The organism is Rhodococcus aerolatus (assembly GCF_054783215.1).
Map to the genome: position 1 here is coordinate 40961 of NZ_BAAGQZ010000037.1, position 21446 is coordinate 62406.

Genomic DNA, 21446 nt, shown 5'->3' on the forward strand with positions numbered 1-21446 from the left:
GGTTCCGGAACCGGGACGATCCGGACGAAGCGGTCCGGCTCAGGTGGTGAGGTAGCGGCGCAGCACCTGCGTGCACGCCGTGATGGCGTCGACCTCGACGTGCTCGTCGCGGGTGTGGGCCAGGTTCGGGTCGCCGGGGCCGTAGTTCAGGGCGGGGATGCCGAGGGCGGCGAAACGGGCGACGTCGGTCCAGCCGTACTTGGCGCGGACCTCGCCGCCGGCCGCGGCCACGAAGCCCTGCGCGGCCGGGGCGGCCAGGCCCGGCAGGGCGCCCGGCGCCAGGTCGGTGGTCTCGACCGTCACCCCCGCCACGGCCGTGAGCACCTCGTGCACGTGGGCCAGGGCCTGCTCGCCGGAGCGGTCGGGCGCGAACCGGAAGTTGACGTCGAGCTCGGCGTGGTCCGGCACCACGTTCCCCGCGACCCCGCCCGCCACCCGCACGGCGTTGAGGCCCTCGCGGTAGGTGCAGCCGTCGATCTCCACGGTGCGCGCGACGTAGGCGTCGAGCACCGCCAGGACCCGGCCCATCCGGTGGATCGCGTTGTCCCCCAGCCAGGACCGCGCCGAGTGCGACCGGACCCCGCTGGTGGTCACCCGCACCCGCAGCGTGCCCTGGCAGCCGGCCTCGACCAGCCCGCCGGTGGGCTCGCCGAGCACGGCGAGGTCGGCGGCGAGCCACCCGGGCAGGTCGCGCTCGACGGGGCCGAGGCCGTTGCGGGCGGCCTCGACCTCCTCGCAGTCGTAGAGGCACAGCGTCACGTCGTGCGTGGGCTCGGGCAGCGTCGCCGCCAGGTGCAGGAACACCGCGTCCGTCGACTTCATGTCGGTGGTGCCGCAGCCGTGCAGCAGCCCGCCCTCGCGCCGGGACGGGACGTTGTCCGCGATCGGCACGGTGTCGAGGTGCCCGGCCAGCAGCACCCGGGTGGGCCGGCCCAGCGAGGTCCGGGCCAGCACGGTGTTGCCGTGGCGGAGCACCTCGTAACCGGGGGCCTGCGCCCGCAGCGCGGCCTCGACCGCGTCGGCCAGCCCCGCCTCGTCCCCGGACACGCTCGGCACGTCGACCAGCGCCGCGGTGAGGTCGACGGGGTCGGCGGCGAGGTCCAGGGGGGTCATGGCGACCACGCTAGCGGCGCCTACCCTGGGCGCTCGTGACCACCGCAGCCGCCACCCCCGCCGCCGACGCCGCCGGCCGCGCCCCCGCCGACGGCCCCACCGGGGCCCGGGCCGACGGGATCGCCACCCTGCTGGGTGACGGCACGGTGCTCGACACCTGGTTCCCGTCCCCCGAGCTCGTCGCCGCGCAGGCCTCGGCGTCGGCCCGCCTCGAGCCGGACGACGTCCCCGCCGAGCTCGCGTCGCTGCTGGGGGCCGACCCCGCCCGCGGGGTCGACGTCGTCGCGGTGCGCACCACCATCACCGACCTCGCCGCCCCGCCGGTCGACGCCCACGACGCCTACCTGCGGCTGCACCTGCTCTCCCACCGCCTGGTGCGGCCCAACGAGCTGGACCTGACCGGGCTGTTCGGGCTGCTGGCCAACGTGGTGTGGACCAACCACGGGCCGTGCGGGGTGGAGGGCTTCGAGCTGACCCGGGCCCGGCTGCGCGCCACCCGGGGCCCGGTCACCGTGCTGGGGGTGGACAAGTTCCCGCGGATGGTCGACTACGTCGTGCCGTCCGGGGTGCGCATCGGCGACGCCGACCGCGTGCGGCTCGGGGCGCACCTGGCGCCCGGCACCACCGTGATGCACGAGGGCTTCGTCAACTTCAACGCGGGCACGCTGGGCTCGTCGATGGTCGAGGGCCGCATCAGCCAGGGCGTCGTCGTCGGGGACGGCAGCGACATCGGTGGCGGCGCCTCCACCATGGGCACCCTCTCCGGCGGGGGCACCGAGCGGGTCCGCATCGGCGAGCGCTGCCTGCTCGGCGCGGAGGCCGGCATCGGCATCGCGCTGGGCGACGACTGCGTGGTCGAGGCCGGGCTCTACGTCACCGCGGGCACCAAGGTCACCGGGCCCGACGGCGCCGTGGTCAAGGCGGCCTCGCTGTCCGGCCACGACGGGATCCTGTTCCGCCGCAACTCCGTCACCGGCGCGGTCGAGGTGGTGGCCCGCGAGGGTCACGGCGTCGCCCTGAACGCCGCCCTGCACGCGAACGACTGAGCGCACGGCCACCACCACGGGCCCCGGCGCGCCCACGACAAGCGCCGACGCCGACCCCCGGCGCTGGCGGGCGCTGGCCGTCGCCGTCACCGCCCTGTTCATGACGCTGCTCGACATCAGCATCGTCAACGTCGCCCTGCCCTCCATCCGCGAGTCGACCGGCGCGTCGGTCTCCCAGCTGCAGTGGGTCGTCTCCGGCTACGCCCTGGCGTTCGGCATGGTGCCGATCATCGGGGGGCGTCTCGGCGACGACCGGGGACGGCGGTTCGTGCTGCTGGCCGGCATCGCCGGGTTCGCCGTCACCAGCCTGGTCGTGGGCGCCGCACCGAACCCCGGCGTGCTCGTCGCGGCCCGCGTGCTGCAGGGCCTGGCCGGGGGGCTGCTCAACCCGCAGGTGGCCGGGCTGGTGCAGCAGCTGTTCCCGCGCGAGGAGCGGGGCCGGGCCTTCGGCGTCATCGGCACCGGGGTGGGGGTGGCGACCGCGCTGGGCCCGGTCCTCGGCGGCGGCATCATCGCGCTCGGCGGCCCCGAGCTGGGCTGGCGGCTGGCCTTCCTCGTCAACGTGCCCGTGGGGATCGCCTCGTTCGTGCTGTGCCGGCGCTGGATCCCCACCGACGCCCAGCGCTCCGGGGAGTCCCGCAAGCGCACCCCGCTGGACCTCGTGGGCGTCGGGCTGCTGGCGCTCGGGCTGTTCGGGATCCTCTTCCCCGCGGTGCAGTACGACTCGACGCCGGACGCCCGGCTCACGCTGGTGCTCGTGCCCGCGGCGGCCGTGCTCACCGGGTTCCTGTGGTGGGAGCGGGGTCCCGCGCGCCGGCACGGCCACCCGCTCATCGACGTCACCCTGTTCCGCTTCACCTCCTACACCGGCGGGCTGTTCGTGGCGCTGCTGTATTTCGCCGCGTTCACCGCCACCCCGCTGGTGCTCTCGCTGCTGCTGCAGGAGGGCCTCGGGTTCAGCGCGCTGTCCGCCGGGCTGGTGGCGACCGCCTTCGCCATCGGCACCGCCGTCTCGGCCCCGATCGGCGGGCGCTGGGTCAACCGTGCCGGGCAGCGGGTGCTGGTGGTGGCCCTCGTGCTGTTCGTCGTCGGCATCGCCGGGGCGGCGCTGGTGGCCGAGCTGCTGGCCGGCCAGGTCAGCGGCGTGGTGTTCGCGCTGGTGCTGGCCGGCCCGCTGCTGGTGGCCGGGCTCGGCGGCGGCAGCGTCATCACCCCGAACCAGGCGCTCTCGCTGGCCGAGGTGCCCACCGAGGGCGGCTCGACCGCAGGCGGGATGCTGCAGACCTCGCAGCGCGTCGGCGGGGCGATCGGCGTCGTGGTCATCAGCGCGGTGTTCTACGCCTCCGCCGGGGGCGTCGGGGCCACCGACCCCGCGGGCCGCGCCGACGGCTTCGGCCACGCGTACACCCTGGGCCTGCTGGTGACGACCGGCTTCGCGGTGCTGGCCCTGGCGCTCGTCGTCACCACCGGGCGCCGCCACCCCGGCGGGGACCGCGGCCCGGACCACGACGAGGGTGCCCGGCACGCCCCGTAGGCCGCGTGCCGGCTCGGCCTCGAGCCGCGCAGCCCCCGGTCCGGGGCACCGGTGTCAGGGCAGCAGGACGAGCTTGCCCACCTGCTCGCGCGCCTCGAACGCCTCCTGCGCGGCCGCGGCCTCCTCCAGCGGGAACGTCCGCGCGACCAGCGGGTCGACCTCCCCGGCGTTGGCCGTGGCCACGAGCACCGCGAACTGCTCGGGGGTGTGCATCGTCGAGCCGAGCAGGGAGATCGAGCGGAGGTAGAGCCCGCGCAGGTCGAGCTCGATCACCGGGCCGGCCACGGCGCCCGCGACGACCCACCGCCCCCCGGCCCGCACGTGCGGCATCACCGTGGCCACCAGCCCGCCCGCGACCACGTCGGCCACCGCGTCGAGGCCGCCCGGCACCAGCTCGGCCAGCTGCTCGCCGATGTCCCCCTGCGCCCGGTCGACCACCGCGTCGGCGCCCGCCCGGCGCACCGCGTCGGCCTTGTCCCCCGAGCTGAGCGCGACCACGCGGGCCCCGCGGCCGGCCGCCAGCCCGACCAGGGCCAGGCCGACCCCGCCGGAGGCCCCGCTGACCAGCACCGTCTCCCCCGCCCGCACCCCGGCCCGCTCGAGCATCCCGGTGGCGGTGCCCGAGGAGATGGGCAGGCAGGCCAGCTGCTGGTCGCTCAGCGGCGAGTCGGTGACGTCGTGGACGCGGTCGGCCGCGATGCGCACCTGCTCGGCGTACCCGCCGTCGGCCTCGCTGCCCAGCACGGCCTCGACGAGCGGCTCGGGGCCGTCCGAGTAGCGCAGCGCCGGGTCCAGCAGCACGCGCCGGCCGACCAGGGCGGCGTCGACCCCCCGGCCGACGGCGCGGACGTACCCGCACACGTCGGCGCCCTGGATGCGGGGGAAGTCGACCGGCCCGAGCCACCCGGCGGGCTGGTCGGCGCCGTAGGCCCCGGACCGGGTCCACACGTCGGTGTTGTTCAGCGACACCGCGGCCACGTCGACGACGACCTCGCCGGGACCGGGCTCGGGGGCCGCGACGTCGCGCAGCTCGAGCACCTCGGGTCCGCCGAAGCGGGTCAGCACCACAGCACGCACGGGCAACCTCCTGGTGGTCGGTGGGCCCATCCTGCCCGGGCGCGACGACGCCCCACCGGCGGACCGGTGGGGGCGTCGAGGTGCGCGGGGACCTACTCGAAGATCCCGCCGCGCTCGGCCAGCTCGACCAGCGACTGCGGCGGGGTGAACTGCTCGCCGTACTTCGCGGCCAGCTCCCGGGCGCGGGCGACGAAGCCGGCCACGCCGCCGTCGTAGCCGTTGATGTACTGGATGACGCCCCCGGTCCAGGCCGGGAACCCGATGCCGAAGATCGACCCGATGTTGGCGTCGGGCACCGAGGTGAGCACGCCCTCGTCGAAGCAGCGCACGGTCTCCAGCGACTCGGCGAAGAGCATCCGCTCCTGCAGGTCGATGAACGGGACGTCGGCGGTGCCGGCGTGGAACGCATCGCGCAGGCCCGACCACAGTCCGGTGCGCTTGCCCTCCTCGTCGTACTCGTAGAACCCGGCGCCCGAGCTGCGGCCCTTGCGGTCGTGGGTGTCCACCATCGCGTCGATGACGGCGTAGGAGCCGTGCTCCGGCCACTCGCCGCCGGCCTCGAGGACGGCCGCCTTGGTCTCCTCGCGGATCTTGCGCGGCAGGGTGAGGGTGAGCTCGTCCATGAGCTGCAGCGGCGGCGCCGGGTACCCGGCCTGGGCACCGGCCTGCTCGATGCTGGAGGGCTCCACCCCCTCGCCGAGCGCGGCGACGGCCTCGTTGAGGAACGTGCCGATGACGCGGCTGGTGAAGAACCCGCGGCTGTCGTTGACCACGATCGGGGTCTTCTTGATCTGCAGCGTGTAGTCGATCACCTTGGCCAGCACCGCGTCCGAGGTGTTCTCGCCCCGGATGATCTCCACCAGCGGCATCTTGTCGGCCGGGGAGAAGAAGTGGATCCCGATGAAGTCCTCCTGCCGCTTGACGCCCTCGGCGAGGGTGGTGATGGGCAGCGTGGAGGTGTTGGACCCCAGCACCGCGTCGGGGGCCACCACGGGCTCGAGGTCGCCGAAGATGCTGTGCTTGAGGTCGACCGACTCGAAGACGGCCTCGATGACGAAGTCGACGCCCTCGAAGTCGGCGTAGTCCGCGGTGGCCGTGATGCGGCCCAGCAGCGCGTCGGACTTCTCCTGGGTGGTGCGGCCGCGGCTGAGCGCCTTGGCCTCCAGCTTCTCCGAGTACGCCTTGCCCTTGTCGGCCGCCTCCTGGGTGACGTCCTTGAGCACGACCTCGCAGCCGGACTTGGCCGAGACGTAGGCGATGGCGGCGCCCATCATCCCGGCCCCGACCACGCCGACCTTCTTCGCGGTGTACTTCTCGTACCCCTCGGGCCGGGAGCCGCCGCCGTTGATGTGCTGCAGGTCGAAGAAGAACGCCTTGATCATGTTCTTCGAGACCTGGCCGTTCATCAGGTTGACCAGGTAGCGGGTCTCGATCTGGGTGGCGGTGTCGAAGTCGACCTGGGCGCCCTCGACGGCGGCCGAGAGGATGGCCCGCGGGGCGGGCATCGGCGCGCCCTTGAGCTGGCGCCGCAGGTTGGACGGGAAGGCCGGCAGCATCTGGGCCAGCTTCGGGTTGCTCGGGGTGCCGCCGGGCATCTTGTAGCCCTTCGCGTCCCAGGGCTGCACCGCGTCGGGGTTCTCCCGGATCCACGCCTTGGCGCGGGCCACCATCTCCTCGGCGGTGTCGACGAGCTCGTCGACGAGCCCCAGCTCGAGCGCCTTCGCGGGGCGGTGCCGCTGGCCCTGCGCGAGGACGTTGAGGATCGCGTCCTGCAGGCCGAGCATGCGCACGGTGCGGGTGACGCCGCCGGCGCCGGGCAGCAGCCCGAGGGTGACCTCGGGCAGGCCGATGACGCTGCCACGCGCGTCGAGGGCCACGCGGTGGTGGCAGGCCAACGCGATCTCGAGGCCCCCGCCGAGCGCGGCACCGTTCACCGCGGCGACGACGGGGCGTCCCAGGGTCTCCAGCCGGCGCAGCAGCGCCTTGACGTGGTTGGTGTGCTGGGTCGTCTCGGCCGCGTTCTCCGGCTTCGCCTCCCGCAGCCGGTTGAGGTCACCGCCGGCGAAGAAGGTCTTCTTCGCCGAGGCGACGACGACGCCGGTGATCTGGTCCCGCTCCGCCTCGAGACGGTCCATCGTGGACCCGAACGACGCGGCCCACGTCTCGTTCATCGTGTTCGCCGAGCTGGCGGGGTCGTCCATCGTGAGGGTCACGATGCCCTCGTCGTCGGCGTCCCAGCGGATCATGTTCTCTGCCATGTGGTCTGCTTCTCCCTGGTCCGTCGCGCTCAGACGCGCTCGATGATGGTGGCCACGCCCATGCCGCCGCCGATGCACAGCGTGACCAGGCCGCGGCGGGCGTCACGGCGCTCCAGCTCGTCGACCACGGTGCCGACGAGCATGGCGCCGGTGGCGCCGAGCGGGTGGCCCATGGCGATGGCACCGCCGTTGACGTTGACCTTGTCGGCGGGCAGGTCGAGGTCCTTCATCCACTTCATGACGACGGACGCGAACGCCTCGTTGAGCTCGAAGACGTCGATGTCGTCGGTGGTCATGCCCGCGGTCGCGAGGACCTTGCGGGTGGCCGGGGTGGGACCGGTGAGCATGATCGTCGGGTCGGCGCCCGAGATCGCGGTGGCCACGACGCGGGCGCGCGGGGTCAGGCCGTGGGCCCTGCCCGCCGCCTCGGAGCCCACCAGCACCAGCGCGGCGCCGTCGACGATGCCCGAGGAGTTGCCGCCGGTGTGGACGTGGTCGATCTTCTCGACGGTGTGGAACTTCTGCAGCGCCACGTCGTCGAAGCCGGCCATCTGCGCCAGGCCCGCGAAGGCCGAGGGCAGCTTGGCCAGGCCCTCGATGGTGGTGCCGGGACGGCGGTGCTCGTCGTGGTCGAGCAGCGTGACGCCGTTCATGTCCTTGACCGGGACGACCGACTTGGCGAAGTAGCCGCCCGACCACGCCGCCTCGGCCCGCTCCTGGGAGCGCACGGCGTAGGCGTCGACGTCCTCGCGGCTGAAGCCCTCCATCGTGGCGATGAGGTCCGCGCCGATGCCCTGCGGGACGAAGTAGGTGTCGTAGTTGGTGGCGGGGTCCATGGCCCAGGCGCCGCCGTCGGAGCCCATCGGCACCCGCGACATCGACTCGACGCCCCCGGCGATGACCAGCTGGTCCCACCCCGAGGCGACCTTCTGCGCGGCCAGGTTGACCGACTCCAGGCCGGAGGCGCAGAAGCGGTTGAGCTGCACGCCGCCGACGGTGTCGGGCAGCCCGGCGGCCAGCGCCGCGGTGCGGGCGATGTCGGCGCCCTGGTCACCGACGGGGGAGACGACGCCGAGCACGATGTCGTCGATGGCGGCGGGGTCCATGTCGGGGAAGCGCACCTTGAGCTCCCCGATCAGGCCCACCACGAGGTCGAGCGGCTTGGTGCCGTGCAGCGACCCCTTCTTGCCCTTGCCACGGGGCGTGCGGATCGCCTCGTAGATGAATGCGTCGTCGGCCACGGCCTGGTCCTCCACGGTGAGTCCTGCGGGAGCGGCGCCGGTCGGGCGCCGCTAATTCCAGTTAACATCTTCCCCCGTCACCCCTGCTTGTCAACCGGCGGGGGCGGCAGGCGCCCGGCTAGTATCCGTTCACTCATGACGACACCGCCGCGGGCGGGCGTGGCGCAGCGGCCCCGCCCCGCCGACCGCAAGGACCAGCTGGCCGCGGTGGCGTCCGCCCTGTTCAGCGAGCGCGGCTACCGGTCCGTGGGCGTGGACGACATCGCCGCCGCCGCCGGGGTGACCGGGCCCGCGATCTACCGGCACTTCCCGGACAAGCAGGCGATCCTGGCCCGCGTCGTGCTCGCCGGGGTCGCCGACCTCGAGGCCTGCACGGCGCAGGCCCTGGCCGACCCGGGCGGCTCCCCCACCCGCCACCTGCTGACCCGGGTCGCCGAGGTCGCGGTGCGGCGGCCGGACGCGGCCGTGCTGTGGCGCTGGTCCGGTGCCGACCTCGCCGCGGACGAGCGCGCGGAGGTGCGCCGGCGCTCCCGCGCGCTGCTCGGGACCTGGACGGCCACCCTGCTCGCGGCCGGGGGTGGCGGGGAGCCCGCCGACGCCGAGCTGGCCGCGTGGGCGGTGATGAGCGTGATGGGCAGCCCGATCGCCCACCGCAGCCGGCTGGGGGCGGCCGCGCAGGCGGCGCTGCTCGTCGCCGCGTCGGAGCGGGTCATCGGCACCGACCTGGCCGCGGCCCGCACGGCCCCCGCACCGAGCCCCGGGCCGGCGCCCGCGGGGGGCGGGACCCGGCGCGAGCAGCTGGTGGACGCGGCGTCGGGGCTGTTCCGCGACCGCGGCTACCACGCGGTGAGCATCGCCGACCTCGGTGCGGCCGTGGGCATCGCGGGCCCCAGCGTGTACCGCCACTTCCCCAGCAAGGCCGCCGTCCTGGTCGCGATCTGCCGGCGCTCCGCCCAGCGGCTCGAGGTCGCGGCGGACGAGGCGGTGCGGGGTGCACCGACGCCCTCGGCGGTGGTGCGCGCGCTGGTCGGGTCCTACGTGGGCGTGCTGGCCGGCAGCCCCGACCTGGTGGTCGGGTTCACCGCGGACCACACGCAGCTGACCCCGGCCGAGCGCGCCGAGCTGCTCGAGGCGCAGCGCGCCTACGTGGCGCGCTGGGTCGACGCGCTGCGCGGGACCCACCCCGACCTGGGGGCGTCCGCGGCCCGGGTCCTGGTGCACGCCGCGCTGGGCGTCGCCAACGACGTGTCCCGCACCCGCCGGCTCACGGCGCGGGAGCACTGGCGCCCCGAGCTCGTCGCGCTGTGCTGCGCCGCCCTCGACGTCTGACGCCCCCCCCCCGCAAGTAGCCCGCTACATGCGGGACGCCGGGCGGGACGGACCGCAGGTAGCCCGCTACATGCAGGACACCAGGCGACCCAGCCCGCAGGTAGCCCGCTACATGCAGGACGTCGGGCGGGACGGCCCGCAGGTAGCCCGCGACGTGCGGGAGGGTCCGGGGGTCAGCCGGCCCACCCGTAGACGTGCTCGACGGGCAGGCGCAGCAGCAGCCGGCGCTCGGACACCATCGCGGCGCGGAACTCGTCCCAGTCCGGGTGCTCCCCCGCGACGGCCCGGTAGTGCGCGACCATCGCGGCCACGGTGTCGTCGTGCGGGTCGGCGGCGGGCTCGGTGAGCACCACGGTGCCCTCGGCGACCACGTAGGCCGAGCCGTCGGGACGGCTGACGTAGTAGCTGGCACGGGGGTCGCGCAGCAGGTTGCGCGTCTTGGCCCGGTCCTGCGTAACCGACACCCGAAGCTCGCCCGCCTCGGGGTCCCACAGGTGGTTCACGGTCGAGAGCTGCGGGCGCCCGCTGCGCTTCAGGGTCACCAGCGCGCCGAGCCGCTGCTCCCCGAGCAGGTCGAGCAGGGGCTGGTCCTCGTCGCGCACGGCCACGGTGCGAACCCTAGGCCGACGGCCGCGTCACCGGGAGGACCCGCGGGCCAGGGCGGCGTCGAGGGTGGTGGCGAACAGCTCCGCCAGCGGGGTGCCGCCCGCCTCGGCCATCATCACGACCACGCTCTGCCGCGCGAAGGAGCAGTACAGCCCGGCCTCGAGGAACCAGGGACGGCCCTCGGGGTCGATGCGGAAGTCGAACAGGCTGTAGTCGCGGCACCCCAGGGCGCGGTGCGCGGCCCTGGCGGCCTCGTGCACCACGGCCGTCAGCGGGTCGGCCGGGTCGACCATCCAGGCCCGCACCCCGTCCTTGGCCTGCAGGCCCAGGTCCCCGTCGTCGCGGGTGGCGATCTTGTCGTCGTGCAGCCGCACCGGCTTGCGGTCGGTGTCGACGTCGTACTCCTCCAGCGGCAGGCCCACCAGCTCGCCGTCCCGCTCGATGACGCCGCAGCGCACCTCGCGCCCCAACGGGACGTAGGTCTCGACGAGCACCTCGCGGGAGTGGGTGAACGCCTCGGCCAGCGCGGGGCCGACCTCGCCGGGCTCGCGGACCAGGGCCAGGCCCAGGGAGTTGTCGGTGTCGACGGGCTTGACGACGAACGGTGGGGCGAGGGTGGGCTCGTCGCCGGGGCGCAGCAGCTCGCCCGCGGGCACGGCCACCCCGTCGGCGGCGACGACGGCCCGGGCGCGGGCCTTGTTCGCCCCCAGCGCCATGACGTCGGGGGCGTTGCCCAGGTAGGGCAGACCGAGCACGTCGAGCAGCGCCCGGTAGTGCGTCATCCCCGGCACGCAGAACATCTGCGGCACCACCGCGTCCACCCCGAGGTGGGTGATGACGGCGATGGCCTCGGCGGCCGGCAGCGGGTCGGCGGCGGCGACCGCGTCGCGGGAGAGGTCGGTGGGGAAGCGCCACCGGCCGTCGGGGCCGACCCACGCCACGTGGTGGGTGTAGCGGGCCGGGTCGGCGAGCGCGTCGAGGCAGTCCGCGGCGTAGAGCCGGGAGAGGTCGGCGTGGAAGTCGCTGACCGCGGAGCCGACGAGGTGCAGCAGGGTGCGCATCAGTCCCCGCCGGGCTCGACGAGCTTGCCGATGTTGAGGTCGATCTTCACCCACCCGGTGCCCCGCACCAGGTTCGCCAGCAGCAGCGACGGCACGTGCAGGTGGTGGACCATGAGGAACGGCAGCGGGTCCGACCAGTCGAAGATGGCGTCGGTGCCGCCGGCGATGACGCCGAGCCGGTGGCGGGCGTCGCGCGGGTCGCGCAGCAGCCGCCACAGCTCGTGGTAGATCCAGTACGTCGGCCGGCTCGTCGGCGTGGGCACGACGGGAGCACCACCCGACACCGCGCCGCCGAGGTAGGCCCGCGCCAGGTCGGGCTGGTCGTAGAACATCGTGATGGCGGAGTGGGTGCGGGGGTTGCACTCGATGGCGTGGGTGTCCCCCGCGGCGTCGGTGATGAAGTCGAAGGAGAGCTGCCCCGTGGCCCCCAGCTCGCGGACGAAGGTGCGCACCCACTCCTCGATGTCGGGCCGGTCGACCATCGCGTAGTTGATCTGGGAGGCCGACGACTCGCAGCACGCCCACACGGTCACCTCGCCGTCGCGGGCGGTGCCGTGGGTGCAGTACTCCTGGCCGCGGACGAACTCCTGCAGGATCCACGGGTTGTCGTCCGAGATCGGCAGGGTGCGCGCGTAGGCGGCCGTCTCCTCCGGGGTCTCGCGCGGCAGCGGGGTGAGGTCGAGCCGGCGCACCGGGTCGTAGCCGATGCTCTTGAGCACGTAGGTGTCCCCCGGGGCGGCGGCGAAGTCGAAGGCCGCGACCTGGTCGGGGTCGGTGATGCGGTGGGTGTCGGGCACGCGCAGGCCGAGCGAGGCGGCCAGGGCGGCGAACTCGGACTTGTCGTCGACGCGGTGCAGGTCCTCGGGGCCGAGGTGGACGACCTCGACGCCGGCGGCCTCGAGCGCGTCCTTGGCCAGCGCGTCGTGGTAGCTGGCCACGGGGCTGCACACCGGGACGTAGACGTCGACGCCCTCCTCGCGGCACACCTGCACCAGGGCGTCGGTGTAGCCGGGGTCGTCGGGCTTGGGCACGGTGCGGAACACGTCGACCGCGGCGGAGAAGCGGTGCCCGGTGAGCCGGTACTTCTCCTGCTCGACGAGGACCACGCGGTGCCCGTCGGCGTGGAACGCCCGCGCCAGGACCAGCGCCTTGGTCATCTTGCCGCCGCTGACCAGGACGGTGCGAGGGCTCTCCTGCTGCCGCGGGGACGGCCGGACCACCGCGGAGCGCAGCAGCGCCGCCCCGGTGACGGCCAGGTCGACCGGGAGGGTGGCGCCGAGCAGGCCGAGCACCCCCACCGTGCGGGCCGCGCCGCCGACCCGTCCGAGCACACCGGTGGCCACGGTCAGGCCCGGCGGACGAGGGTGAGGCCGTCGCGCAGCGGCAGCAGCACCTGGGCCACCCGCGGGTCGTCGGCCAGGCCGGCGTTGAACGCCGCGATCGCGTCGCCGTTGGCGGAGGCGTCGTCGCTGCGCCACGGCAGGCCCTGCATCAGGGTGTTGTCGACGCACACCACCCCGTGCTCGGCGAGCAGGTCGCCGGTCAGCACCCGGTCGAGGTAGTCGGCGTACCCGGCCTTGTCGGCGTCGACGAAGACCAGGTCGAAACGCTCCCCCGCCGCGGCCAGCGTGTCGAGGGTGTCCAGCGCGGGCGCGACCCGGACGGTGATCTTGCCGCCGTCCGGGGCCGCGTCGAAGCACTCCTGCGCGATGGCCGCGACGTGCGCGTCGACCTCGCAGGCCACCACCTCGCCGTCGTCGGGCAGCGCCTCGGCCATGGCCAGGGCGGAGTACCCGGTGAACATCCCGACGTCGAGCACGCGTCGGGCCCGGCACAGGTGGACCAGCATCTTCAGCGCCTGGCCCTCCACGTGACCGGAGAGCATCTCCTGCTCCAGGCCGGTCTCGCCGCGGGCCTGCGCCCAGTCCTCGGACCGGGTGCGCGCCTCCAGCGCCGCCAGGGCGGGCGACTCGGGCGTGGTGCACGCCGTGACGTACGGGTCGAGGCCGGAGGCGAGCTCGACCGCGCGCGCCACGTCGGCCGCGAGCCCGGCGTCGACCCCGGGCACCGAGGCGAGCCGCCGCTGCACGTCGACGAGCGTGGCGGCCAGGATGCCCAGCGGCGTGACCGGTCTGGGCGTGGCCGCCACGGTCACGACGAGGCGCCCGCGGTCACCGGCTGGGCGGCGTCGTCGTCGGCCTGCTCCGGGGTGATGTACATGTCGACGCCGTCGCCGCCGCGCGGGTAGCCGCGGGCGATCTCCTTGTGCGCCTCGAGGGTGGCGTCGAGCTCGTCGCGGGTGAGGTCGTTGAGGAAGTCGCAGGTGCCGATGGGGTGGGGCACCGCGCAGCGCTGCATCCCGTCGCGGGTGCGCACGATCGACTCGGTGGCCTTCCAGATCAGCTCCGAGGTGAAGTACGGGCTGTCGATGGCCAGGCCCAGCCGGCTCATGAGTCCGTGGATGCGGTCGCGCTCCTCGGTGGTGATGAGCCCGCGGCGCTCGGCCAGGGTCGCCGAGAAGGCCATGTCGATGTCGATGGCGTGGCCGTGGAACATCGGCACGTCCGGCGTGAGCTCCAGGGTGGGGCTCCAGGTGTGCCCGTAGGCGATGACGCGGTCGAGCATCAGCTCGTGGAGGTTGGGCACCTCGAGGTCGAGCATGGTGTCGATGGCCTGCCAGGTGATGGTGCCGGCCGCGGCGCGCAGCCCGGCCGAGCCGTCGACGTGGCCGAAGTGGGTGCGCAGCAGCTCCTCGCCGTGCTCCTCGAGCAGCTCGAAGACCTGCTTGTTGCTGACGACGGCGATCTTGATGAGCTCGGCCATGCCGTTGCGCACCTGGTCCTCGGGCAGCGTCTTGAGGAACCCGAAGTCGAGGATGACCTTCTGCGACGCGTGGTAGGCGCCGAGCCGGTTCTTCAGCTTGCCGTGGTTGGCGCCGACCTTGATGGACACGCTGGCGTCGATGAGCCCGATCAGCGTGGTGGGGATGCGGATGTAGTTCGACTTGCGGCGGTACGTGGAGCACGCGAAGCCGGCGACGTCGGTGACGAGCCCGCCGCCGACGACGAGCACCGGCTCCTTGCGGACCAGGCCGAACTCGGAGAACGCGTCGACGATCTGCTCGAGGGTGCGCAGGCTCTTGGCGGTCTCCTTGATGGTGACCATGTGGACGGTGAGCGCGATGCCGTGGTGGGCGAAGTAGGCCTGGATCGCGTCGCCGTAGAGCCGGTACACCGCGTCGTCGACGACCATCAGGCAGCGGCCGTAGGGGCGGTAGCTGTCGGCGAGCTCGGTGTTCTCGGGGGCGAAGACGCCGTCGACGTACTGCAGGTCGAACTCGATCTTCTCGTAGCCCTCGACGTGGAAGCTGGTCTCCGTCGCGGTGTAGGACGCGGTGATCTCACCCATGGGGTCTCCTCGGGGTCTGGGGGGTGCGCACCCAGCGGGAGGCGGGCACGGGGTGGTGGCGGGTCCGCGGCGCGGACCGGGGTCGGTCAGGCGCTGGCGAGCTCGCGGAGCTGCGCGGGGTCGAGCCGCTCGACGACCGCCGTGGCGCGGGAGAAGTCGTGCCCGGCGGTGTTCTCGTTGGGGAAGGCGACGCAGGCCAGCCCGGCGGCGCGGGCCGCCTCGACCCCGCCCACGTTGTCCTCGATGGCCACGCAGTGCGCGGCGTCCTCGCCGAGCTGCTCGAGGGCGTAGGTGTAGGACGCCGGGTCCGGCTTGGACGTGCCGACCTTGGTGGCGTCGACGACGACGTCGAAGTCCTCGACCCGCACGGCCGAGCCGAGCCCGGCGAGCAGGGAGGAGATGTTCTCCGGCGAGGTGGTGGTGACCAGCCCGACCTTGAGGCCGCCGTCGCGGGCCGCGCGGATGGTCTCGGCGACCCCGTCTCGGGCAGCCAGCTCGGTGCTCGACGCCGCGGCCTGGAACTTGGCCGACTTGGCCGCGTGCACCGCGTCGGCGTCGACGGTGTCCCCGGTGCGCTCCGCCTCGTCGGCGATGCGCCGGGCCCCGCCGTTGCCGGTCAGCAGCGAGCGGTACTCGTCCTGCTCCCAGCGCCAGTCGAGGCCGGCCTCGGCGAACGCGGCGTTGAACGCGCTGCGCTGCATCTCGGAGGTGTCGGACAGGGTGCTGATCGAGCCGAACAGAATGGCAGACACTGCGGGTGGACTCCCTCGTCGCTGGTTCCCGGGCTGGACAAGTGTGGCGGGGGGTCGGGCAACGCGCACCTCGACGCCCGCCGCGGTCAGCCCCCCGCGGCCACCGGGTAGCCGGTGACCATCCCGCGGTGCATGGTCCGGTCGCCCCCCACGTCGGCGTGGTCGGCCTTGTGCAGCACGCAGGCGTTGTCCCACACCACGACGTCGCCGGGGGCCCACGCGTGGCGCAGGGTGTTCCCCGCCGCGGTGGAGTGCTCGAGCAGGGCCGCGACGACGCGCTCGGCCTCGGCGTCGTCCATCCCGCTGACGGCGGCGCAGCGCTGCGGCGTCGACAGGTACAGCGCGGTCCGGCCGGAGAGCGGGTGGCGGCGCAGCACGGGGTGGTCGGCGGAGGTGCGCTCGTCGTCGGTGTCGACCCCGGTCACCACGTGGGTGATGGTGCGGCCCTCGACGGCCTCGCGGAGCTCGGCGGGCAGCGTCTCGGCGGCGCGGTACTGGTTGGTGAACAGCGTCTCCCCGCCCCGCGACGGGATCGTCACCGCGCGCAGCGCCGTGTACGACGGGGGCGGGTCGAGGTAGCTGGAGTCGGTGTGGAACTGGCTGCGCGGCGTGGTCGTGCGGCCGACGTTGGTGATGACGTTGAGGTCGGGGTAGCCCTCGACCGGGGTCTCGCCGGGGGTGAAGGTGGGCTCGCCGAGCCGGGAGAGGAAGCCGACGAACGTGGCGTCGTCGACCGCGTTCTGGCCGGGCAGCACCAGCACGCCGTGCTCGGCGAGCAGCTGCTGCAGCGCGGCGACGTCGGCGTCGTCGAGGTCGGCGAGCGCGAGGTCGGTGACGGTGGCGCCCAGGGGCTCCGTCGGGGTGACGTCCATGCCGCGACGGTAGGACGACCCCCGGGACCCGGCCAGCCGAGCCGGGTCGCGCGGCCGCGCCGGCTCAGGCCAGACGGGCCACGGCGGCGTCGACGCGCTCGTCGGTGGCGGTCAGCGCGAGCCGCACGTGCTGCGCCCCGGCGGGGCCGTAGAACTCCCCCGGCGCGGCCAGCACGCCCCGCTCGGCCAGCCAGGCCACGGTGTCGCGGCACGGCTCGTCGCGGGTGGCCCACAGGTAGAGACCGGCCTCGGAGTGCTCCACCCGGAACCCGGCCGCGCGGACCGCAGGCAGCAGGCGGGCCCGGCGGGCGGCGTAGCGCTCCCGCTGCACGGCCACGTGCTCGTCGTCGCTCAGGGCCGCGACCATGGCGGACTGCACCGGTGTCGCCACGATCATCCCGGCGTGCTTGCGCACCTCGAGCAGCCGGGCGACCAGCGCCGGGTCCCCGGTGACGAACCCGGCGCGGTACCCGGCCAGGCTGGAGGTCTTCGACAGCGAGTGCACGGCGAGCACGCCGTCGAGCGAGCCGCCGTTGACCCGCGGGTCGAGGACGCTGACGGGCTCGGCGTCCCAGGCCAGGCCCAGGTAGCACTCGTCGGACACCAGCACCGCGCCCACCGACCGCGCCCAGGCGACGACTTTCGCCAGGTGCTCGGCGGGCAGCACCGCGCCGGTGGGGTTGGCCGGGGAGTTGACCCACACCAGCGCGGGCCGCTCCGGGCCGGCGGCCAGGGTGGAGTCGGTGCGCAGCACCCGCGCCCCGACGAGCCGCGCGCCGACCTCGTAGGTGGGGTAGGCGAGCTCGGGCACGACGACGAGGTCGGCCGGGCCAAGGTCGAGCAGCCACGGCAGCTGGGCGACGAGCTCCTTGGAGCCGATCGTCGGGAGCACCGCGTCGGGGTCCAGCCCGGCCAGGCCGAAGCGCCGGTCCAGCGCGGCCACCACGGCACCGCGCAGCTCCGGGGTGCCCCAGGTGGCGGGGTAGCCCGGGGAGGCCGCGCCCCGGGCGAGCCCCTCCTGCACCACCGGGGCCACCGGGTCGACCGGGGTGCCGACGGAGAGGTCGACGATGCCGTCCGGGTGCGCCCGGGCCCGGGCCGCGGCGTCGGCGAGGGAGTCCCAGGGGAACTGCGGCAGCCGCGCCGCCCCGTCGGTCCTGCTCGCGGTCAGTGCTCAGTCCTCGTGGGCCTGCGGCGGCAGGCTCTTGACCGGCTCGGGGTCGTGGTCGGTCTTGCCGACCTTGGCCGCGCCGCCCGGGGAGCCCAGGTCGTCGAAGAAGTCGGCGTTGATCTTGGTGTACTGCGCCCACTGGTCCGGGACGTCGTCCTCGTAGTAGATGGCCTCCACGGGGCAGACCGGCTCGCACGCACCGCAGTCGACGCACTCGTCGGGGTGGATGTAGAGCATCCGGCCACCCTCGTAGATGCAGTCGACGGGGCACTCCTCGATGCAGGCCTTGTCGAGCAGGTCCACACAGGGCTCGGCGATCGTGTAGGTCACTGTGTTGCTCCCGGGGTCATCGCGTGCAGGGGGTCGTGTCGTGCGCGGGGCCAGTATCCCCGAGCGGTCGGGCCGGGGCGCACCGGCCCGCCGTCAGGAGTGCGCGTCGGGGTGGCGGCCGATCCAGTCGGTCCCGGACCGGACGGCGCGCTTGAGGGCGGACCGCTCGCCGAGGTAGTCCGCCCCGGCGCCGACCACGGGCAGCACCCCCAGCAGGCGGTGGTACCAGCGGCCCTGCGGCCGCTTGTCGAGCTCGCCGAGGATGGAGCGCAGCACCCGGCCGTAGCGCCACACCGCCTTGCCCGCCCGCACCAGGGCCGAGCCGCGCTCGCGGCCCTCCTTCTCCGCGGGCACCCCGTCGGCCTCGAGGTCGGCCCGGCTGCGCTCGGCGGTGCCCTCGACCAGCTCGCGGCTGACGTCGCGGCGGGTCAGCACGTGGGCGAGCAGCCGCACCTGCTCGACCTGGTCGGTGACGCCGTGCTCGCGGGCCACGGCGACGAGCACCAGCGCCTGGCTGGCCGAGCCGACGGTGGACTGCACCGGGAACCGGTCGGAGACCGCGCCGGCGAGGCCGGGCACCGAGGCGACCAGCGTGGTGAACCGGCCGACGCGGCCGACCCACCAGTCGCTGCGCTGCGCGGTGTCCATCCGGTCCCACGCGGCCGTGCCGGGGAACTCGGCCGCGTAGTAGGAGTCGACGGCCTTGCGGACGACCTTGTCCTTGAGGTTCAGCGCCCGGCGCTCGGCCTCGGTGAGCTGCTCGCGCTCGTCGCGGGTGTGGCCCTTGATGCCGAACGGGTCGGTGTGGGTCAGGGCGTCGAGCACGGGCCCGCTGCCGCGGACGACGATCTTGAGGACGCTGACGACGTGGGCGTCGGTGATGGCCTGGGCCATGGGGCTGGGGTCTCCTGGTGCTGGGGGCGGGGTGCTGGGGGCCGGGGGGACGGGGCTCAGGCCGCGTCGCGGTGAGCATGCGTGGTCGTGCGCTCGCGCGCCGGACGACCGATGCCCTCGGCGATGGCGCGCAGCTGCTCGACGGTCATGGCCGAGCCGTGCTGGGAGCCGGCCATCCGGGAGATGGTCTCCTCCATCAGGGTGCCGCCGAGGTCGTTGGCCCCGCCGCGGAGCATGGCCCGGCTGCCGTCGACGCCGAGCTTGACCCAGCTGGTCTGGATGTTGGGGATGCGGCCGTGCAGGGCGATGCGGGCCAGGGCGTGCACCGCCCGGTTGTCGCGCAGCGTCGGCCCCGGCCGCGACGCCCCCGCCAGGTAGAGCGGGCTGGACTGGTGGACGAACGGCAGCGGCACGAACTCGGTGAACCCGCCGGTGCGGTCCTGGATGTCGCGCAGCACCCGCAGGTGGCCGACCCAGTGCCGGGGGTGGTCGACGTGGCCGTACATCATCGTCGAGCTCGAGCGCAGCCCCACCTCGTGCGCGGTGGTGACGACGTCCACCCAGGCGCTCGTGGGCAGCTTGCCCTTGGTGAGCACCCAGCGGACCTCGTCGTCGAGGATCTCCGCCGCGGTCCCGGGGATGGTGTCGAGCCCGGCCTCGCGCAGCTCGGTGAGCCACTCCCGGACGCTGGTGCCGGAGCGGGCCGCGCCGTTGACGACCTCCATGGGGCTGAAGGCGTGCACGTGCATGCCCGGGACCCGCGCCTTGACCGCCCGGACCAGGTCGGCGTAGCCGGTGACGGGCAGGTCGGGGTCGATGCCGCCCTGCATGCACACCTCGGTCGCGCCGAGCTCCCACGCCTCGGCGGCGCGGTCGGCCACCTCGGCCAGCGAGAGGGTGAACGCGTCGGCGTCGCCCTTGCGCTGGGCGAACGCGCAGAACCGGCAGCCGGTGTAGCAGATGTTGGTGAAGTTGATGTTCCGGTTGACCACGTAGGTGACGTCGTCGCCCACCGCGTCGTGGCGCAGCGCGTCGGCCAGCGAGCACACCGCGTCGAGGTCGGCGCCGTCCGCGGTGGCCAGGGCCAGGTACTGCGCGTCGGACAGGCCCGCGGGGTCGCGCTCGGCGGCGCGGAGCGCGGCCGCGACCTCGGTGCCGAGCGGGGCGGGCCCGGCGCCGGCGATGCTGAGCACCTGCTCGCGGATGGTCTCCCAGTCGCCGAAGGCGGAGCCCAGGTCGCTGCGGGTGTCGGTGCGCCGGCCCTCGGTGTCGATCGCGGTCTCGAGGTCGGTGCGCCCCGTCGAGGCCCACTCCGGGTCGGGCTCCTGCCAGGGCAGGCCCACCGGCACGGCGTCGGGCCGGGCCAGGCCGGTGGCCGGGTCGGCGAGGGCGGCGACGTGCGGGGCCACCCGGGGGTCGATCCACGGGGAGCCGGCCAGCACGTACGGCGGCTGCGCGGTGAGCCGCTGGGTGAGGGTGTGCCCGGCCGCGGCCGAGGTGGCGGCGAGCGCGTCGAGCTCGGGCCAGGGCCGCTCGGGGTTGACGTGGTCCGGGGTGAGCGGGCTGACCCCGCCCCAGTCGTCGACCCCGGCGCCGAGCAGCCGGGCGCACTCCGCGGCGTCGACCAGGTTCGGTGGCGCCTGCACCCGCATCGCGGGCCCCAGCAGCAGCCGGGTGACGGCGACGGTGGCGACGAAGTCGTCGAGGTCGGTGTCGGGGGTGGCGCGCATGGCCGTGCCCGGCTTGGCCCGGAAGTTCTGCACGATCACCTCCTGCACGTGGCCGAAGGCCTTGTGCGCGGCGCGGATCGCGAGCACGGTGTCGACCCGCTCGGCCAGGGTCTCCCCGATGCCGACGAGCAGGCCGGTGGTGAACGGCACGCCGAGGCGGCCGGCGTCGGTGAGGGTGCGCAGCCGCACCGCCGGGTCCTTGTCCGGGGAGCCGAAGTGCGCCTCGCCGGGGGTAGTGTGCAGCCGGGTCGAGGTGGTCTCGAGCATCATCCCCATCGACGGCGCGACGGGCTTGAGCCGGGCGAGCTCCTCCCACGAGAGCACGCCGGGGTTGAGGTGGGGCAGCAGCCCGGTCTCCTCGAGCACCCGGATCGCCACGGCACGCAGGTAGCTCAGCGTGGAGTCGTAGCCGCGGGCGTCGAGCCACTCCTGGGCCTCGGGCCAGCGGGCCTCGGGGCGGTCGCCGAGGGTGAACAGCGCCTCCTGGCAGCCCAGCGCCGCACCGGCCCGGCACAGCTCGAGCACCTCGTCGACCTCGAGGAACATCCCGTGGCCCTGCGCGCGCAGCGGCCCGGGGGCGGTGACGAACGTGCAGTAGTGGCAGCGGTCGCGGCACAGCCGGGTCAGCGGGACGAACACCTTGCGCGAGTAGGTCACCGTGCCCGGGCGGCCGGCGGCGGCCAGCCCCGCGTCGCGCACCCGAGCGGCGGAGGCGCACAGGTCGTCGAGCTGCTCGCCGCGGGCGTGCAGCAGGGTCTCCGCCTCGCGCGCGTCGAGGGTGACGCCGTCGCGGGCGCGGCGCAGCGCCCGGCGCAGGGCGGACTCGGACGGCGGGGCCGGGACAGGTGTGCCCGGGGCAGCCGCGGGGGGGACGACCGGGGTCGGCACGATCGGGAGCTCGCTCACCGAGCCGATTGTGCTCCCCCGCCGGCGGGGGGCCGCGCCCCGCCCGGCCGGTCGCGGGCCGCGGCCGCGGTGTCGACGTCGGCGTCGAGGGCGAGGAAGGCGATGAGGTCGTCCTCGT

At 74.6% G+C, this 21446-nt stretch carries 18 protein-coding genes; 3 read left to right on the plus strand and 15 right to left on the minus strand.

Features of this window, described 5'->3' with window-relative positions; all coding sequences use genetic code 11:
- Positions 1 to 39: 39 nt before the first annotated feature.
- Positions 40 to 1113, minus strand: a complete 1074-nt coding sequence (dapE, locus tag ACYVOF_RS14160) for a succinyl-diaminopimelate desuccinylase (protein ID WP_460867505.1) — start codon at positions 1111 to 1113, stop codon at positions 40 to 42.
- A gap of 35 nt (positions 1114 to 1148) precedes the next feature.
- Between dapE and dapD the strand changes: the two genes are divergently transcribed.
- Both dapD and ACYVOF_RS14170 read left to right on the plus strand, forming a co-directional pair.
- Complete coding sequence (gene dapD / locus ACYVOF_RS14165; RefSeq protein ID WP_460867506.1) at positions 1149 to 2159, plus strand: 2,3,4,5-tetrahydropyridine-2,6-dicarboxylate N-succinyltransferase; 1011 nt, start codon at positions 1149 to 1151, stop codon at positions 2157 to 2159.
- Between the two features lie 100 nt (positions 2160 to 2259).
- Complete coding sequence (locus tag ACYVOF_RS14170) at positions 2260 to 3693, plus strand: MFS transporter (RefSeq protein WP_460867508.1); 1434 nt, start codon at positions 2260 to 2262, stop codon at positions 3691 to 3693.
- A 54-nt stretch (positions 3694 to 3747) separates the two neighbouring features.
- On the opposite strand, the gene ACYVOF_RS14175 is transcribed toward ACYVOF_RS14170, so the two are convergent.
- The 3 genes from ACYVOF_RS14175 to ACYVOF_RS14185 form a co-directional block, all read right to left on the minus strand.
- A complete protein-coding gene (locus tag ACYVOF_RS14175) occupies positions 3748 to 4770 on the minus strand; it encodes a zinc-binding dehydrogenase (RefSeq protein ID WP_460867510.1) in 1023 nt (340 codons plus the stop codon).
- A gap of 92 nt (positions 4771 to 4862) precedes the next feature.
- Complete coding sequence (locus ACYVOF_RS14180; protein ID WP_460867512.1) at positions 4863 to 7028, minus strand: 3-hydroxyacyl-CoA dehydrogenase NAD-binding domain-containing protein; 2166 nt, start codon at positions 7026 to 7028, stop codon at positions 4863 to 4865.
- A 29-nt stretch (positions 7029 to 7057) separates the two neighbouring features.
- Complete coding sequence (locus ACYVOF_RS14185; protein ID WP_460867513.1) at positions 7058 to 8269, minus strand: acetyl-CoA C-acetyltransferase; 1212 nt, start codon at positions 8267 to 8269, stop codon at positions 7058 to 7060.
- Positions 8270 to 8404: 135 nt separating this feature from the next.
- On the opposite strand from ACYVOF_RS14185, the gene ACYVOF_RS14190 reads away from it, so the two are divergent.
- The gene (locus ACYVOF_RS14190; protein WP_460867515.1) at positions 8405 to 9598 is read left to right on the plus strand and encodes a TetR/AcrR family transcriptional regulator; all 1194 of its coding nucleotides are present in this window, start codon (positions 8405 to 8407) and stop codon (positions 9596 to 9598) included.
- Between the two features lie 173 nt (positions 9599 to 9771).
- On the opposite strand, the gene ACYVOF_RS14195 is transcribed toward ACYVOF_RS14190, so the two are convergent.
- The 11 genes from ACYVOF_RS14195 to ACYVOF_RS14245 all read right to left on the minus strand — a co-directional run bounded on the left by ACYVOF_RS14195 (position 9772) and on the right by ACYVOF_RS14245 (position 21310).
- On the minus strand, positions 9772 to 10206 hold the full coding sequence (locus tag ACYVOF_RS14195; protein WP_460867517.1) for a PPOX class F420-dependent oxidoreductase: 435 nt from the start codon (positions 10204 to 10206) through the stop codon (positions 9772 to 9774).
- Between the two features lie 27 nt (positions 10207 to 10233).
- Positions 10234 to 11265, minus strand: a complete 1032-nt coding sequence (locus ACYVOF_RS14200; protein WP_460867519.1) for a D-alanine--D-alanine ligase family protein — start codon at positions 11263 to 11265, stop codon at positions 10234 to 10236.
- Entirely contained in the window at positions 11265 to 12596 is a 1332-nt protein-coding gene (locus ACYVOF_RS14205) for an ATP-grasp domain-containing protein (protein WP_460867521.1), read from the minus strand. Before ACYVOF_RS14205 ends, ACYVOF_RS14200 begins: the two co-directional genes overlap by 1 nt.
- 14 nt (positions 12597 to 12610) lie before the next feature.
- The gene (locus ACYVOF_RS14210) at positions 12611 to 13414 is read right to left on the minus strand and encodes an O-methyltransferase (RefSeq protein WP_460867522.1); all 804 of its coding nucleotides are present in this window, start codon (positions 13412 to 13414) and stop codon (positions 12611 to 12613) included.
- Positions 13415 to 13416: 2 nt separating this feature from the next.
- Positions 13417 to 14673, minus strand: a complete 1257-nt coding sequence (locus tag ACYVOF_RS14215; RefSeq protein WP_460867524.1) for a sedoheptulose 7-phosphate cyclase — start codon at positions 14671 to 14673, stop codon at positions 13417 to 13419.
- A gap of 86 nt (positions 14674 to 14759) precedes the next feature.
- Positions 14760 to 15425, minus strand: a complete 666-nt coding sequence (locus ACYVOF_RS14220; protein WP_460867526.1) for an HAD family hydrolase — start codon at positions 15423 to 15425, stop codon at positions 14760 to 14762.
- 86 nt (positions 15426 to 15511) lie between these two features.
- Positions 15512 to 16297 carry a TauD/TfdA dioxygenase family protein gene (locus ACYVOF_RS14225; RefSeq protein ID WP_460867528.1) on the minus strand — a complete coding sequence of 262 codons (786 nt, stop codon included), beginning with the start codon at positions 16295 to 16297 and terminating at the stop codon, positions 15512 to 15514.
- Positions 16298 to 16361: 64 nt separating this feature from the next.
- On the minus strand, positions 16362 to 17468 hold the full coding sequence (dapC, locus tag ACYVOF_RS14230; RefSeq protein WP_460867544.1) for a succinyldiaminopimelate transaminase: 1107 nt from the start codon (positions 17466 to 17468) through the stop codon (positions 16362 to 16364).
- A 3-nt stretch (positions 17469 to 17471) separates the two neighbouring features.
- The gene (gene fdxA / locus ACYVOF_RS14235) at positions 17472 to 17798 is read right to left on the minus strand and encodes a ferredoxin (RefSeq protein WP_460867529.1); all 327 of its coding nucleotides are present in this window, start codon (positions 17796 to 17798) and stop codon (positions 17472 to 17474) included.
- A 93-nt stretch (positions 17799 to 17891) separates the two neighbouring features.
- On the minus strand, positions 17892 to 18692 hold the full coding sequence (locus tag ACYVOF_RS14240; RefSeq protein ID WP_460867531.1) for a hypothetical protein: 801 nt from the start codon (positions 18690 to 18692) through the stop codon (positions 17892 to 17894).
- A gap of 56 nt (positions 18693 to 18748) precedes the next feature.
- The gene (locus tag ACYVOF_RS14245) at positions 18749 to 21310 is read right to left on the minus strand and encodes a bifunctional FO biosynthesis protein CofGH (protein ID WP_460867545.1); all 2562 of its coding nucleotides are present in this window, start codon (positions 21308 to 21310) and stop codon (positions 18749 to 18751) included.
- Positions 21311 to 21446 lie beyond the last annotated feature (136 nt).